Source organism: Undibacterium sp. TC9W (assembly GCF_049339865.1).
In the GTDB taxonomy this organism is placed as follows: domain Bacteria; phylum Pseudomonadota; class Gammaproteobacteria; order Burkholderiales; family Burkholderiaceae_D; genus Undibacterium.
Genome location: NZ_JBMPPJ010000018.1, coordinates 66,583 through 81,127 on the forward strand (window position 1 = coordinate 66,583; position 14,545 = coordinate 81,127).

General features: G+C 51.8%; 11 protein-coding genes. 6 read left to right on the top strand and 5 right to left on the bottom strand.

What is annotated here, in order from left to right; all coding sequences use genetic code 11:
• Positions 1–41: 41 nt before the first annotated feature.
• Both ACO0LN_RS22110 and ACO0LN_RS22115 read left to right on the top strand, forming a co-directional pair.
• Positions 42–2,414 carry a GspE/PulE family protein gene (locus tag ACO0LN_RS22110; RefSeq protein ID WP_422977526.1) on the top strand — a complete coding sequence of 791 codons (2,373 nt, stop codon included), beginning with the start codon at positions 42–44 and terminating at the stop codon, positions 2,412–2,414.
• Between the two features lie 104 nt (positions 2,415–2,518).
• Positions 2,519–2,938, top strand: coding sequence for a VOC family protein (locus ACO0LN_RS22115; RefSeq protein WP_422977528.1), 420 nt, complete (start codon positions 2,519–2,521; stop codon positions 2,936–2,938).
• A gap of 272 nt (positions 2,939–3,210) precedes the next feature.
• Here the strand turns inward: ACO0LN_RS22115 and pgi are convergent, their stop codons facing one another.
• On the bottom strand, positions 3,211–4,857 hold the full coding sequence (gene pgi / locus ACO0LN_RS22120; protein WP_422977530.1) for a glucose-6-phosphate isomerase: 1,647 nt from the start codon (positions 4,855–4,857) through the stop codon (positions 3,211–3,213).
• Between the two features lie 188 nt (positions 4,858–5,045).
• Here pgi and ACO0LN_RS22125 point away from each other — a divergent pair, with 188 nt between their 5' ends.
• Positions 5,046–5,486, top strand: coding sequence for a response regulator (locus tag ACO0LN_RS22125; RefSeq protein ID WP_422977532.1), 441 nt, complete (start codon positions 5,046–5,048; stop codon positions 5,484–5,486).
• A 29-nt stretch (positions 5,487–5,515) separates the two neighbouring features.
• On the opposite strand, the gene rsmA is transcribed toward ACO0LN_RS22125, so the two are convergent.
• The 4 genes from rsmA to ACO0LN_RS22145 all read right to left on the bottom strand — a co-directional run bounded on the left by rsmA (position 5,516) and on the right by ACO0LN_RS22145 (position 11,239).
• Entirely contained in the window at positions 5,516–6,298 is a 783-nt protein-coding gene (gene rsmA, locus ACO0LN_RS22130; RefSeq protein ID WP_422977534.1) for a 16S rRNA (adenine(1518)-N(6)/adenine(1519)-N(6))-dimethyltransferase RsmA, read from the bottom strand.
• A 38-nt stretch (positions 6,299–6,336) separates the two neighbouring features.
• Positions 6,337–7,377, bottom strand: a complete 1,041-nt coding sequence (gene pdxA / locus ACO0LN_RS22135; RefSeq protein ID WP_422977536.1) for a 4-hydroxythreonine-4-phosphate dehydrogenase PdxA — start codon at positions 7,375–7,377, stop codon at positions 6,337–6,339.
• Complete coding sequence (locus tag ACO0LN_RS22140; protein ID WP_422977538.1) at positions 7,377–8,735, bottom strand: peptidylprolyl isomerase; 1,359 nt, start codon at positions 8,733–8,735, stop codon at positions 7,377–7,379. The genes pdxA and ACO0LN_RS22140 overlap by 1 nt, the downstream gene beginning before the upstream one ends.
• A 173-nt stretch (positions 8,736–8,908) precedes the next feature.
• Positions 8,909–11,239 carry an LPS-assembly protein LptD gene (locus ACO0LN_RS22145; protein WP_422977540.1) on the bottom strand — a complete coding sequence of 777 codons (2,331 nt, stop codon included), beginning with the start codon at positions 11,237–11,239 and terminating at the stop codon, positions 8,909–8,911.
• Between the two features lie 261 nt (positions 11,240–11,500).
• Here ACO0LN_RS22145 and ACO0LN_RS22150 point away from each other — a divergent pair, with 261 nt between their 5' ends.
• From ACO0LN_RS22150 to pepP, 3 genes are read left to right on the top strand one after another with little or no spacing between them, the layout of a single operon-like run.
• Positions 11,501–12,451 (top strand): aminoglycoside phosphotransferase family protein, encoded by a 951-nt coding sequence (locus ACO0LN_RS22150; RefSeq protein WP_422977602.1) that lies wholly within the window; start codon positions 11,501–11,503, stop codon positions 12,449–12,451.
• A gap of 18 nt (positions 12,452–12,469) precedes the next feature.
• Entirely contained in the window at positions 12,470–13,183 is a 714-nt protein-coding gene (gene murU / locus ACO0LN_RS22155; protein ID WP_422977542.1) for an N-acetylmuramate alpha-1-phosphate uridylyltransferase MurU, read from the top strand.
• Positions 13,184–13,185: 2 nt separating this feature from the next.
• Complete coding sequence (gene pepP / locus ACO0LN_RS22160) at positions 13,186–14,544, top strand: Xaa-Pro aminopeptidase (protein WP_422977544.1); 1,359 nt, start codon at positions 13,186–13,188, stop codon at positions 14,542–14,544.
• Position 14,545: the final 1 nt, after the last annotated feature.

The window sequence follows — 14,545 nt, forward strand, 5'->3', positions numbered from 1 at the left end:
ATCGTGCTTAATGGCGCGGAACGTGTAATAAAGGAAAACGAATGGTTGTAACTGCTCAAGCCGCAAATGCTTCCAAGGAAGGTCTGGATCACAGGCTGCAATTCTTTAAACGCCTGCAAACCCTGACCAACAAGATACATGGGGCCGATGCTTTGGACCAGATCATGCTGGATGTCTCACCTGACATCTGCAATCTGTTTGAATGTGACCGCCTGACCATTTATGTCGTGGCCCAGGACAAGGTCACCCTGATTTCCAAGATCAAGACCGGCCTGAATTCTTTCAAAGACTTGCGCCTGTCCATTTCTGACCAGAGTATCGCTGGTCACGTTGCACTGACCAAGACCATGCTCAGCCTGCGCGACGTGTATGATGAAAATGAACTGCGCTCACATTCGCCTACCCTGAAGTTCCAGAGCGCGGTCGATCAGCGCACCGGTTACCGTACCAAGCAGATGCTGGTGGCCCCTATCCTCGAAGCACAAAGCCACGAATTGCTGGGCGTGGTGCAATTCATTAATCACAAACTGGGCGATGCATTCAATGCCATTGCCGCCGAAGGTGTGCAAGCCTTGTGTGAAACCCTGGCGGTGGCGTTTACCCAAAAAAGCAAGGTACTGCCAACCAATACGCCGCGTACCAAATTTGATTTTCTGGTGTCGGAAGCGGTTTTATCTGCGCAAGAAATGGAGCTCGCTGTCAGGGCAGCCAGGCGCAGCCTGCTGGATCTGGAAGAAGTATTGGCAGAAGATTTTAAAATCCCTATAGCCAGTCTTGGGCAGGCATTATCCAAATACTTCCGCGTCGCTTATGAGCCCTATAAGGCTGAGCGTATCATCCCTGTCGATCTGGTCAAGAAGCTCAAGCGCCAGTATGTGGAACAGAACTCCTGGTTGCCCATCATGGAAGACCAGAACGGCCTGACCGTGCTGGCGATAGATCCCGAACATACCAATACCACCCATGTCGTCAACCATGTGTTTGCGACTTCCAAGATCAATTACCGGGTCACCACCAGGAAAGAATTCCTGCAAACCATTGACCAGTTCTTTGGTACTGTTTCTGATGGCAGCTCAGTCGATGAACTGCTGTCCGGCCTTGATGATGATGACGAAGAAAACGGTGGACAAGCTGCAGTTGAAGTATCTGCCGCAGTGGAGAATGAGCTCGTCAAACTGATCAACAAGATCATCATCGACGCTTATCAGCAAGGCGCTTCAGACATCCATATAGAACCGCGGCCAGGCAAGGAAAAAACCCTGATACGCTTTCGCAAGGATGGTTCGCTGTCACCGTATATTGAAATACCGGCCAGCTACCGCAGCGCCCTGCTGGCGCGTATCAAGATCATGTGTGACCTGGATATTTCTGAGCGCCGCAAGCCGCAGGATGGCAAGATCAAGTTCAAGAAATATGGCCCGTACGACATAGAATTACGCGTTGCCACCATCCCGTCTTCTGGCGGCATGGAAGATGTTGTCATGCGTATTCTGGCTGCCGGTGAGCCTATCCCTATCGATAAGCTGGGGGTATTGCCCTACAACCTTGAGCGCCTGAAAAATGTGGTCAGCAAACCCTATGGCCTGTTCTTTGTTTGCGGCCCTACCGGTTCAGGCAAGACGACAACGCTGCATTCAGTGCTGAGTCACCTGAACACGCCAGAAACCAAGATCTGGACAGCCGAAGACCCGGTAGAAATCACACAGAAAGGCTTGCGCCAGGTACAGGTCAACCGCAAGGCGGGCATGGACTTTGCCACTGTCATGCGGGCTTTTTTGCGAGCTGATCCTGACATCATCATGGTCGGTGAAATGCGCGACAAGGAAACTGTTTCCATCGGCCTGGAAGCTTCACTGACCGGCCATCTGGTATTTGCTACCCTGCACACCAATAGCGCGCCAGAATCCATCGTCCGTTTGCTGGACATGGGTATGGACCCATTCAATTTTGCCGACGCCTTGCTAGGCATCCTGGCGCAGCGCCTGACCAAGCGCCTGTGTGGCAAGTGCAAGGAAGTCTATCATCCAGCCAAAGAAGAAATGATGGAGCTGCTGGACGAGTATTGCCAGGAATTGCTGAATACCGAGAACTTCATCAAAAACCCCATAGAAGCCAAGAAAAAAGTATTTACCACCTGGCAAAGCCAATATGCCGACAAGGCTGGCAAATTCACTTTATACAAGGCTGTGGGATGCGAGCATTGCTCAAAAGGTTATAAAGGCAGGCTAGGTTTGCATGAACTGATGGTGGCAAATGACATGGTCAAAAAACTCATACAGGACCATGCCCGCGTCTCTGAGTTACTGACTGCTGCACTGGCAGATGGCATGCTGACCCTGAAAATGGACGGTATAGAAAAAGTTCTTTCCGGATTAACAGACATGAAGCAGGTCCGCATAGTCTGCATAAAATAGTTTTTTGCAAAATCAGCTAAAATCCTGTCTATCCTCTGTACTGCTCTGAGTACGCTTGGCAAGCTCGGCAAGCATGCTCAGGCAGGATTTTTTCGAAAGCAAACATGAAATATCTGCACACCATGGTGCGCGTCACCGATCTTGAGGCGTCCCTGCGGTTTTACCGTGATGCACTGGGGCTGGAACTGGTACACCAGAAAGAATATCCCAAAGGCCGTTTCACCCTGGTGTATCTGGCCGCACCTGGCGACCATGATGCTCAGGTAGAGCTGACTTATAACTGGGACCCGGAAGAATATACTGGTGGCCGCAATTTTGGCCATCTGGCTTACCATGTAGAGAACATCTATGAACTTTGCCAGCGCCTCGCTGATCACGGTGTCACGATCAACCGCCCGCCACGGGATGGTCACATGGCTTTTGTGCGTTCACCAGACAATATTTCGATAGAGTTGCTGCAACAGGGTGAACCACTGGCACCGGCTGAGCCCTGGGCTTCGATGCCGAATACAGGCAGCTGGTAATCAGACTACCCATAAAAAAAACGCAGACCAAGGTCTGCGTTTTTTATTTCAATTCTGATGATCAGCGCGGCGCGCTTCCTTATTCATGGCACGTATCAATATAACCATGCTGACGACGATGACGACCGAGACAACGCCAAAAATTCCTGTCCACATAGATGCATTCTGAATTGATTTAAGAGCTTGCTTTATATCAAGCAAGATTCTTTGCGTCAACTTTGCCAACATGCTTTCGAGAAATTTTAACTATTTCTTTCAATCACTATACATACTCAAACGTGACCATGCCTGCGGAAGTACGCAATCAAACCGCTGGTCGATGTGTCCAGATGCGAGTCATAGTCCTGATTACCCAAAATTGCTGGCAACAGGCGGTTAGCCAGTTGCTTGCCCAGTTCCACGCCCCATTGATCAAAGGAATTGATGCCCCAGATCACCCCCTGAACAAAGACCTTGTGCTCATACAGCGCCAGCAACATGCCGAGCTGGAAAGGATCAAGGCTGGGCATGAGTATGGTGGTAGATGGCTGGTTACCGGCAAATACCTTGTGTGGCAAGAGCCTGGCGATATTGGCATCGCTAAGGCCTGCCTGTGACAACTCTTCACGCGCCTGTGTCTCAGTCTTGCCAAAAGCCAGGGCTGCGCTCTGGGCCAGGCAATTTGCCAGCAAAGGTGCCTGGTGACCTGGCAAAGGATAATCACTGGATGCCGCCACCACAAAATCACAGGGTATCAGCCAGCCACCTTGGTGCAGGAGCTGGAAGAAGGCATGCTGACCATTTACCCCTATCTCACCCCAGACGATGGGGTTGGCGCGGCAAGTCAGGGCTTCGCCATCGCGGCTGACGGTCTTGCCATTCGATTCCATCTCCAGTTGCTGCAAGAAGGCGGGTAAGTGGCGTATCGATTCGTTATACGGCAGGATGGCTGTGGTCTCAGCACCGAGGAAGTTAGTATTCCAGATCGAGATCAGGGCCAGCAAGACTGGCAAATTCTTTTCTAGCGGTGCATTGCAGAAATGCTTGTCCATGGTTTCAGCCCCGGCCAGCAGGCGCTCAAAACCATTCATGCCTATCGCCAGCGCAACAGACAGGCCGACAGCAGACCACAGCGAATAACGCCCGCCTACCCAATCCCAGATTTCCAGGATATTCTCATCTGGTATGCCAAATTCATGCGCCTTGCCTGGGCTGGAAGTAACCGCAATAAAATGTTTGCTGACGGCCCACTCCTCCATTGCGGCTGCCATCAACCAGGTACGTGCAGTCTGGGCATTGATGCTGGTTTCCTGCGTCGTGAAAGTCTTGGAAGCGACAATGAAGAGGGTCGTGCGCGGGTCCAGCTTTTCCAGCAAGGGTGCCAGATGGGCACTGTCCAGATTTGAGACATAGTAAAACGTCAGCCCAGGATGCTGGAAGGCCGACAAGGCACGCGTCGCCAGCTTCGGTCCCAGGTCAGAGCCGCCTATGCCTATATTCACCACTGTCTGTATCGCATCTCCCTTGAAACCACGCCACAAGCCACTGCGTACCCGTTCGACAATGTCACGCATTTGCTTGCGCACTGCCCTGACCTTGGGCATGACATCCTCTGCCTCATTCGGGAAGGGCGTGAAATCTGTATGCCGCAAGGCAGTGTGCAAGACCGCGCGGTCTTCACTGATATTGATTTTCTCACCGGCAAACATGCGGTCACGCCAGCTTTCCACTTTGGAAAGGCGTGCCAGGGCCATCAGGCTATCCAGTGCTGGCTGGTCTATGCGCTGCTTGGAATAATCCACCAGCAAGCCATCAAGCTCAACCGAAAAATGCCTGAACCTTTCACTGTCGGCGGCAAACAATTCGCGCAAATGCTGTTGTTCCAGCCTTTGTTGATGTGCCAGCAGGGCTTGCCACTCCGGTGTGTGAGTTATATTCATGTTTTGTCAGTCTTTCAAGTAATTCGTCATCCTCATGCCTCAGATTATAGGCCAGACAATTATGCATGCTGCAAGCTTATTATTGCTAAAATTAGCACTCATTTAAATTTTTGCAGACAAAATCCAAAACTGGATTTATCGTAAACAAAAATTAATGCAATGTGAATTTGCAGAGGAAACGGATGAACATGTTAGACAGACAAGACATAGGCATCTTTATCGTGGATGACAATGACATCAGTCGTTCCATGCTTCGCCATATCCTCAATAGCGAGGCGTTCAATGTCATTGGTGAAGCGTCCAGCGGCGTGGCCGCGCTGGAATGGCTGGAGAAAACCATACCTGAAGTAGTGTGTCTGGACGTCATGATGCCGGACATCAGCGGCCTGGAAATTCTCGAACATATCAAGAAAATCTCGCCCGACACCGTAGTGCTGATGGTCACCGGCAGTAATAATAAAGAGACTGTGGTCAAGGCGATCAAGGCGGGGGCAAATGGCTTTATTGTCAAACCATTCAATCCCGCAACGCTACTACAGTCCATGCATTATTCAGTCAGCAAATCCCAAAAACAATTGAAAATCCTGATAGACCGCAGAAAAGCCTGGCGTAAAAGCGGGCTTCTGTAAGCCTCCAACCCGCTACACCTCAAGCAGGATCAGGCCGGGCGTGCACTCAGCAAATTGGCCATGGCAACATAAGCTTCCAGCGCGATGGTCTCAGGGCGCAGTTGCGGATCGACACCACAAGCAATCAAATCTGCTTCTGACAATAAACCGGCGACGCAATTGCGAACTACCTTGCGTCTTTGTGAAAATGCCTTGGTGACGACTTCTTCGAGTTTTTTGATATCGCAAGGCAGGGTACCCGGCTTGGGTATCATGCGCACGATGGCAGACTCTACCCGTGGCGGTGGATCAAATGCCTCAGGAGGTACGATGAACATCAATTCCATGTGGTAGCGTACCTGCAGCATGACGGACAGGCGGCCATAAGTCTTGCTGCCTGGCTCCGCAACCATGCGCTCGACCACTTCTTTTTGCAACATGAAATGCTGGTCTTCGACCAGCGGTGCTATCTCGGCCAGGTGAAACAGCAAGGGGCTGGAGATGTTGTAAGGCAGGTTGCCCACCACGCGCAGCTTCTGACCTTCAGGCACAGGGATGGAGGCAAAGTCAAATTGCAGGGCATCACCCTCGTGGATGATGAGTTTTTCTGGCGAAAAGTTTTTCTTCAGGCGGGCGACCAGATCGCGGTCCAGTTCAACCACATGCAATTGCGTCAGGCCATCAAGCAACTGGCGCGTCATGGCGGCCAGGCCCGGGCCTATCTCGACCATGGTTTGTCCAGGGCGCGGGTTGATGACGCGCGTGATATTGCTCAAGACCAGTTCATCGGTCAGGAAATTCTGGCCAAAACGTTTACGAGGGATATGTTTCATATTTTTCTTGCTTATTTTTTGCTTACTTTTTTGCGTATTTACTTTTCTTGCTTGTTGACCATGCTGGCTGCAACTCGTATCGCCACCAGCATGCTGCTAATATCAGCATGCCCCGTGCCCTTGGCCGCCAGATCAAGGGCGGTGCCATGATCAACCGAAGTACGTATCAGCGGCAGACCGAGGGTGATATTCACACCCAGTCCAAAACTCGCATGCTTGAGTACTGGCAAACCCTGGTCATGATACATCGCCAGTATGCAGTCAGCCTGCTCCAGGTATTTTTGCTGGAACAGGGTATCCGCTGGATAAGGGCCGCTGACCTGCATGCCAGCTGCTTGCGCTTTTTTGATGACGGGTGTGATGACTTCAATTTCTTCCATACCCAGATAACCGTTTTCACCCGCATGCGGGTTCAGGCCAGCCACCAGGATGCGTGGGTTTTCTATGCCAAATTTGCTGCGCAAGTCGGCATGGATGATTTCCAGGGTCTTCCACAGATCATCAAACTGTATGGCATCAGCAACTTTACGAAGTGGCAAATGCGTAGTTGCCAGCGCCACCCGCAGGGCTTGCGGCAGGTGGTCATTGGCTTCACTGGCCAGCATCATGACAACGCGGCCAGTATAGGTTTTCTCGGCGAAATATTCGGTATGACCGCTAAAAGCTACACCGGCGTCATTGATGGTGCTTTTTTGCAAAGGGGCAGTGACTACGGCTTCACACCATTTGCGTTGCACGCTTTCAATAGACACATCCAGGGTATGCAAGACAGCACGGCCATTGCGCGGGTCCAGCTGGCCGGCAATGACAAACGCACTCAGAGGGCAATCGATGATGGTCAGGCGTTCATTGCCAGAGGCAGGCAAGCCCTGATGCCGCAAGGCTTGCAGGGATACCCCCATCATGCTGATGGCGGGATCAAGCTCGGCTGCCAGCATGGACAAATAGGCAGCGTCGCCTATCAATACTGACCTGACTTCATGTCTTAACTGCCAGGCAGCCCGTATCGCAATTTCAGGCCCTATGCCAGCCGGTTCGCCTACGGTTACCGCGATGACCGGCAAACTGGGCTGTGGCATTATTTTTCTTCCAGGCGGAAATCAACGTAGGCACGGTCACGGATTTCACGCAGCCAGTCTTGCAGCGCTTCATCTGACTTACGCTCGCGCACAGCCTGACGGGCGGCGATACGTTGCCTGTCTTTCGATAATTCATCGGCCTTGCGCTCTGTCACCTGGATCAGGTGCACACCAAATTGCGTGGTGACAGGTTCACTGATCTGATTGATCGCCAGTTTGTCCATGGCTTGCTCAAACTCAGGCAAAGTAGAACCAGGGTACAACCAGCCCAGGTCACCACCTTTGGAGGCAGAACCATCTGCGGAGTGGGTCTTGGCCAGGTCTTCAAAAGTGGCTTCCTTGGCTTCTATCTTGCGCTTGAATTCCTGCAGTTTCTTGCGTGCTTCATCCGCAGTCACGATCTGGCTGACCTTGATGAGAATGTGGCGCACATGGCTTTGCTGCTCGGCAGCGGCAGCCTTGGTGTCATTCATGGCTCGCTTGCCATTGACTTTGACGATATGGAAACCATTCGGGCTGCGTACGATATCAGAGAATTCCCCCACCTTGACCTTGCTGATGGCATCGACAAACAATTGCGGCAAACGGTCTTGCTCGCGCCAGCCTATGTCGCCGCCTTTCAAGGCTTCTGAACTGTCTGAGTAAGTGACGGCGGTCTTGCCAAAGTCTGCGCCTTCACGCAATTTTTTCAAGACTTCGTCAGCGCGGGCACGGCGTGCGGCGATTTGTTCGGCAGAGGCTTTTTCAGGAATGCTGATCAGGATGTGGGCCAGATTCAATTCCTGCTTGGCGGCCGCCTTGTTGTTGGCTTCTGCTGCCAGGTAGTTATCGATCTCGGTTTCAGACACTTGTATCTTGCTATCTACTTCGCGCTCACGTATGCGCTGCATGAGGATATCGTCACGAATCTGTTCACGGAACTTCGCATACGAAGTACCTTCACGTTCGATCTGGTTACGGAACTCAGGCAAAGTCATCTTGTTTTGCTCAGCCAGACGCAACATGGTGCGGTCGAGCATGACATCATCTACACGCATGCCGTTTTCTTTGGCAAGCTGCATTTGGGCGCGGTCAGTGATCATGCGTTCCAGCAATTGCTTTTGCAGAACGGCACGGTCTGGCAAAGGTGTGCCCTGCTTTTTGAGCTGCATCTCTATTTCGAGCATGCGGGCATCCAGTTCTTGCCGGGTAATCACTTCATCATTGACCACAACAACGATGCTGTTAACCTTTTGCGCCTTGCTGTTTTGCGTCTTGGGAACCGCAATAGGGCTGAGTTTGACTTGCGACCAGGCTGTCGAGCTGATGAGCAGGCCAGCAGACACTGCCAGTACTGTGAATAAGTTACTTTGTTTCATTTGCAATAAAGGTCGCATATCGGTCCAAAATCCTGTTAAGCCATTCCCGTCAGAGCATCAAAGCGGGCAAAAGTTGCAATATACACGTTCGCTCCGGTTTCATAAACTGCCGAGCAGAGCATATACAGCATATGTATTGTTAGTACAGCAAATTATTTATCTACAGCAACAAGCTAGCGCTCACTGCCAGACTGGTAACCTGAAATATTCTTTTTCAAAGCATCAATCGGGTTGGCACCAAAACCCAACCTGGCCAGGCCATTCAACTCCAGTTGTATGGAAAAGCCGGACGTATTGTTAACGCTATTGGTGGCAAACCTTTGTGCCAGGAAGCGCAATGACCAGCAGTCAGCCTTGTATTCAAAGCCCAGCAAACCATCCACCATCTTCTTGTCCATCATGGAGTAATTGCTCCTGCCTACCATGTACCAGCGGTCTGCCACTGGCCATTGAGCTGAGACATCGACCTGTTCCAGACTGTTACGCTGATAACGGTATTCGAGGTTCAGTACTTTTTTCGGTGAAGGCTGCCAGTGCACGCCGTAGTTGGCACGTACTGACTGCCTGTCTGTCTGGCTCAGTTGCAAGGCCATTTCACCGCTCAATGTCGATGATAGTTTACCAGTTGCCGCCAGCAGCAAATCTGAACGGCTGGGGCTGACAGTATTATCAAGCGTGACTTTTTGCGTATTGAAATAGAAACGCTGACCTATCGCCAGTTTCAGGCTTTCATCCCCATTGCCTTCGATAAAGCGGGAAATCAGGGCAGCAGTAATCTGGTTGGAGTCACCTATCCTGTCCTGACCGGTAAAACGGTTTTCACTGAAAATCTGGGCGAAATTAAAGTCGGCGACCGCGCTGTCAAAGTTAGGCATGCGCGACTGATCGCGGTAAGGGGTATTCACATAAAACAGCCTGGGCTCCAGCGTCTGGGTCAGTGCCTTGCCAAACATCTCGGTCTTGCGTTCAAACACCAGCCCGCTATCCACCGAGAAAGTTGGTACTACGCGATGGAAATCGGCTTCCTTGCCTGGTTCAGGATTCACCAGATGGTAGTTGGTCGCATGGAAAGAGATTTTCGGGATGACAAAACCACCAGCCTGCACCAGAGGCAGAGAAATCTGGGGGTTGAACACCGCCCTGTCACCACGCACCATGGTTGGGTGCCAGAAGCGTGTCAATATGCTGTCCATGGACCAGTCCAGCCCGGCAATATCGTGTTGCTCGGCATGCAATTGCAATTGCGGCAGCCTGTCATACGGGCGCGCTATCGGCGCTGTCAGATCCTGCAAAACCTGGTAATTCGACGTCCTGAGTGACAGATTCCAGAAAGAACCGTAATACGTCAGATTGGCTTCGCGCAATAACAAGCGCTGCGCTGTCTTGGTAATCGTACGTGAAAAGTCGGTAGGATAATCATCATCCGAGGCTGAATTAATATTCCAGGACAATTCCAGTTGCGGCAATAATTTTTGCTGATGTATCGATGCCACCGCATAACGGTTAGTACCTGTGACGCGGTCATTGAGCAAACCTTCGACACTGGTTTCACCGGCATAGGTCTCCCCCAGATAACGCCCCTCTACCCCGAGTTGCAGGCCGCGCCTGGCGATCATTTTGGGGTAGAGCGTCAAATCGCGGTTAGGTGCAATATTAAAATAATAAGGCAGTGTGATTTCAGGGCCACCCTTGGATGATGCACCCAGTATCGGTGGCAGCAAACCAGAGTGACGTGCCCCTGACAAAGGGAAGGTCAATGAAGGTGTCGCCAGGATGGGCACACCCTTGAAATACAACACCGACTTGCCAGCCACACCTTTGTCGAGGCCTGTATCAAGACTCAGGGTATCTGATTGCAGATACCAGTCAGGGTCCAGGCCTTCGCATGTACTGTAGGTGCCGCGCGTGATCAGGGAACGTTCTTCGTCCTGAAAATCGATGCGTGCAGCGTGTCCCTGGGCATTATTGCGCAAGAGTTTATAGATGGGATTGGCGACATAGCCGGAACTGGCATCAAGCTGCATGCGCAAGGCATCTCCCTTATAGCAGTCGCCGTAACGTGTCATGCGTACTTTACCACTGGCTTCAACTTCGTCTTCGAGATTGCGGTACATCGCCTCATCTGCATTGATGCGGGTGCCACCTTTGACGACTTCTACATCATGCTCAAACTTGATATAGCGCTCTGGCCTGCCAGAGAAATTACCGGCCCGGACAGTCACAGGTGCATTTTTGTCATCCTGCTTTTGCTTTTCGCTCAGCTTTTCCAATTGCTTCTGGCTGGGCAAAGACTCTTTGGACGATTTGTCGTCGGGCTGAGTTTGCAGTGGTGACTGTATAGGGGTTGCCTGCTGATTTGGAGCCTGAACTTCATCCGGCTTGGCTGTGATGACGTTCTGAGCCATCGCCTGAGAAAAGTAGGCGGGCACCAAAACCGACACCAGAATTGCCGGGATAGTAGGAAACAACAGCGGTGAGTGAGATAATACGGGTTTCCTGCGCATGAATTCAGTGGTCAATAAGCGTTTTGCCAACAATGCTGGACGATGTCATACAGACAATATGCCAGAAATCAGTCGCCTATTATAGGTTAAATGCTGGCAAAACCACTTGAAGTATGCAGACAAACTAACTTCCATTACTATTTATACATGTCTTCTACAGCAATCCCAGGGAATTCTGCAGCATCTGCAGCGATCTCCCCCGAAAAAGAACAACGCAAGCAAGCGCTGCAAAACTGGCTTGCCAGCGTAAATGGACATGCCATGAAGCTGGCCAGCATGCGTGCAGCATCTGCCGATGCCAGCTTCCGCCAATATTATAGAATTGACACTGAAGATGGTAGCAGCCTGATCGCCGTCGATGCACCGCCCGCGACCGAGAATACCGCAGCCTTTATCAAGATGGCGAATCTCTTGAAAAGTATCAACCTGACGGTGCCTGAAGTACTGGCACACGATCTGGAGCAGGGTTTCATGCTGGTCACCGATATGGGCATGCACACCTATGGCCAGATCTTGAACAGCGACAATGCCCACAAGCTATATCTGGATGCGATAGACAGCCTGATACTGTTTCAGGCGCAGAGCCAGGCCGATGTCCTGCCTGAATATGACCGCCCCTTCCTGCTGCGTGAATTGAATATTTTCAAGGAGTGGTATGTAGGCAAGCACCTGGGTGTCACCCTGACTGATTCGCAAACCGCGACGCTGGACAAGGTATTTGATCACTTGCTGGCCAGTGCCCTGGCACAGCCGCAAGTGTATGTGCACCGCGACTATCATTCCCGCAACCTGATGTGGATGGACAAGGGCAATCCTGGCATCATCGATTTCCAGGATGCCGTGTATGGCCCCATCACTTACGATCTCGTGTCGCTGTTGCGCGACGCCTATGTACAGTGGGATGAAGAAATCGTGCTCGACTGGGCCATACGTTACTGGGAAAAAGCCCGCCGTGCAGGCTTGCCAGTGGCACCGGACATCGACAGCTTCTACCGCGATTTTGAATGGATGGGCTTGCAGCGCCACCTCAAAATCCTCGGCATTTTCGCCCGTCTGTCACACCGAGATGGCAAGCACCATTACATCGCGGATATCCCGACTGTCATGGAATATGTGCGCAAGACTTCGCATCGCTACAAGGAACTGATCCCGCTGTTGCGCCTGCTGGATGAACTGGAAGACAATGCGCCGCAAGTTGGATACACCTTCTAAGGCGGAGTAATAAAACTCATGAAAGCCATGTTACTTGCCGCCGGGCGCGGCGAACGTATGCGTCCATTAACCGATGCCTGCCCCAAGCCTTTGTTGAAGGTGCGCGGCAGGCCGTTGATAGTCTGGCATATCCTGAACCTGGTCAAAGCAGGTATCACCGAAATGGTCATCAATCATGCCCACCTCGGCCACATGATAGAAGATGCTCTCGGTGACGGTTCACGCTTTGGGGCAAAGATACAATACTCAGCCGAAGAACAGGCGCTGGAAACCGCAGGCGGCATAGCCAAGGCCCTGCACTTGCTGGGCGATGATCCGTTCATCGTGGTATCCGGTGATATCTATATTCCCCATTTCAATTTTGCAGAATGCCTCAATACCCTGGAAGAAAATGACCCCTGGGGTAATCCACATCCTGCAGACAAACGCGATATTGCCTGGTTGTATATGGTGAAAAACCCCAGCTTCCATCCGACTGGTGACTTTGCCCTGACACTGATGAGTTTGTCGAATGAAGGCACGCCGCGCCACACCTTTGGCAATATTGGCGTGTATCGCCCTGAAATGTTTGCGTCGATACGTCCGGGTGACCATGCCAAGCTCGGCCCTTTGCTGCGCGAATACATAGATGCAGGCCGCATAGGCGGCGAGCTGTACCGCGGCGAATGGCATAATCTGGGCACACCAGATCAACTGGAAGCGCTGAACGCACCATTGAATTTCAAAGGATAAGCATGAGCATCAACACCACTGACTATTCTGCATATTCTGCACGTCGCCAACAACTGATGGCGCAGATGCAGGCGCAAGGTGGTGGTGTGGCAGTCATACCAACTGCCCGTGAATGGATACGTAATAACGACAATCACTTTCCCTTCCGCCACGACAGTTATTTTTATTATCTATCCGGTTTCACTGAACCTGAAGCGATGGTCGTGCTGGTCGCCACTGCGGACAAACAGCAATCAATTCTGTTTTGCCGCGAAAAAAATCCTGAACGTGAAATCTGGGATGGCTTTCGTTTTGGGCCAGAGGCAGCCGCCAAAGAATTTGGCTTTGATGCTGCCTACCCGATCGCCAGCCTGGCAGAAAAATTGCCAGAATTCCTCAGTGATGCACATGCTGTGTTTTACAGCGCGGCACAAGAACCGCATATCGACAGCCAGGTACAGCAAAGCCTGCAAGCCGTGCGCGACAAGAGCCGCAGCGGTATCAAGGTCCCGTACATTACGGTGGATGTGCGCGCACTCATCGATGAAATGCGCCTGTTCAAGGATGCGACAGAGATCGCCCTGATGCAACGCGCCGCCAGCATCTCTGCCGCGGCCCACGCGCGTGCCATGCGCAGCACCAAACCCGGCAAATTTGAATATGAACTGGAAGCAGAGCTGTTGTATGAATTTCGCCGTAATGGTGCGCAGGCACCGGCCTATGGTTCCATCGTTGCTACCGGTGCGAATGCCTGCATTTTGCATTACCAGAGCAATCAGGCGGAGATCAAAGATGGTGATCTGGTATTGATTGACGCCGGCTGCGAATTTGACAGCTATGCATCCGATATCACCCGCACCTTCCCTGCCAATGGCAAGTTCAGCCCTGCACAAAAACGCCTGTATGAAATCGTGCTGGCGTCACAGCAGGCCGCGCTGGAATATGCACGACCAGGTTCTGTGTATATGGATGGTCACCATGCAGCAGTACGCGTGCTGACTCAGGGCATGCTCGATACTGGCTTGCTGGACAAGAACAAGGTCGGCAGTCTTGACGATGCGATTGCCAGTGCCGCCTTCCGTCAGTTCTACATGCATGGTACCGGCCACTGGCTGGGTCTGGATGTGCATGATGTTGGTGACTATCGAGAAGCACTGAAAACTGGCGATACCCGGGCGTATCGCCAACTGCAGCCTGGCATGGTCATCACCATAGAGCCAGGTATCTATGTGCGCCCTGCAGAAGGCGTGCCGGAAGAATACTGGAACACAGGGATACGCATAGAAGACGATATCCTGATCACGGCAGACGGGCATTTGAATCTGAGCCGTGACACACCAAAAACGGTGGCTGAAATTGAAGCAGAAATGCGTGCGCGCTGAA

What these genes read in the sequence shown, in the direction of transcription:
- murU (WP_422977542.1), top strand. Translation starts at nt 12,470, where the DNA reads ATGAAAGCCATGTTACTTGCCGCCGGGCGCGGCGAACGTATGCGTCCA.
- ACO0LN_RS22115 (WP_422977528.1), top strand. Translation starts at nt 2,519, where the DNA reads ATGAAATATCTGCACACCATGGTGCGCGTCACCGATCTTGAGGCGTCC.
- ACO0LN_RS22110 (WP_422977526.1), top strand. Translation starts at nt 42, where the DNA reads ATGGTTGTAACTGCTCAAGCCGCAAATGCTTCCAAGGAAGGTCTGGAT.
- ACO0LN_RS22140 (WP_422977538.1), bottom strand. Translation starts at nt 8,735, where the DNA reads ATGAAACAAAGTAACTTATTCACAGTACTGGCAGTGTCTGCTGGCCTG.
- ACO0LN_RS22150 (WP_422977602.1), top strand. Translation starts at nt 11,501, where the DNA reads ATGAAGCTGGCCAGCATGCGTGCAGCATCTGCCGATGCCAGCTTCCGC.
- rsmA (WP_422977534.1), bottom strand. Translation starts at nt 6,298, where the DNA reads ATGAAACATATCCCTCGTAAACGTTTTGGCCAGAATTTCCTGACCGAT.
- ACO0LN_RS22145 (WP_422977540.1), bottom strand. Translation starts at nt 11,239, where the DNA reads ATGCGCAGGAAACCCGTATTATCTCACTCACCGCTGTTGTTTCCTACT.
- ACO0LN_RS22125 (WP_422977532.1), top strand. Translation starts at nt 5,046, where the DNA reads ATGTTAGACAGACAAGACATAGGCATCTTTATCGTGGATGACAATGAC.
- pepP (WP_422977544.1), top strand. Translation starts at nt 13,186, where the DNA reads ATGAGCATCAACACCACTGACTATTCTGCATATTCTGCACGTCGCCAA.
- pdxA (WP_422977536.1), bottom strand. Translation starts at nt 7,377, where the DNA reads ATGCCACAGCCCAGTTTGCCGGTCATCGCGGTAACCGTAGGCGAACCG.
- pgi (WP_422977530.1), bottom strand. Translation starts at nt 4,857, where the DNA reads ATGAATATAACTCACACACCGGAGTGGCAAGCCCTGCTGGCACATCAA.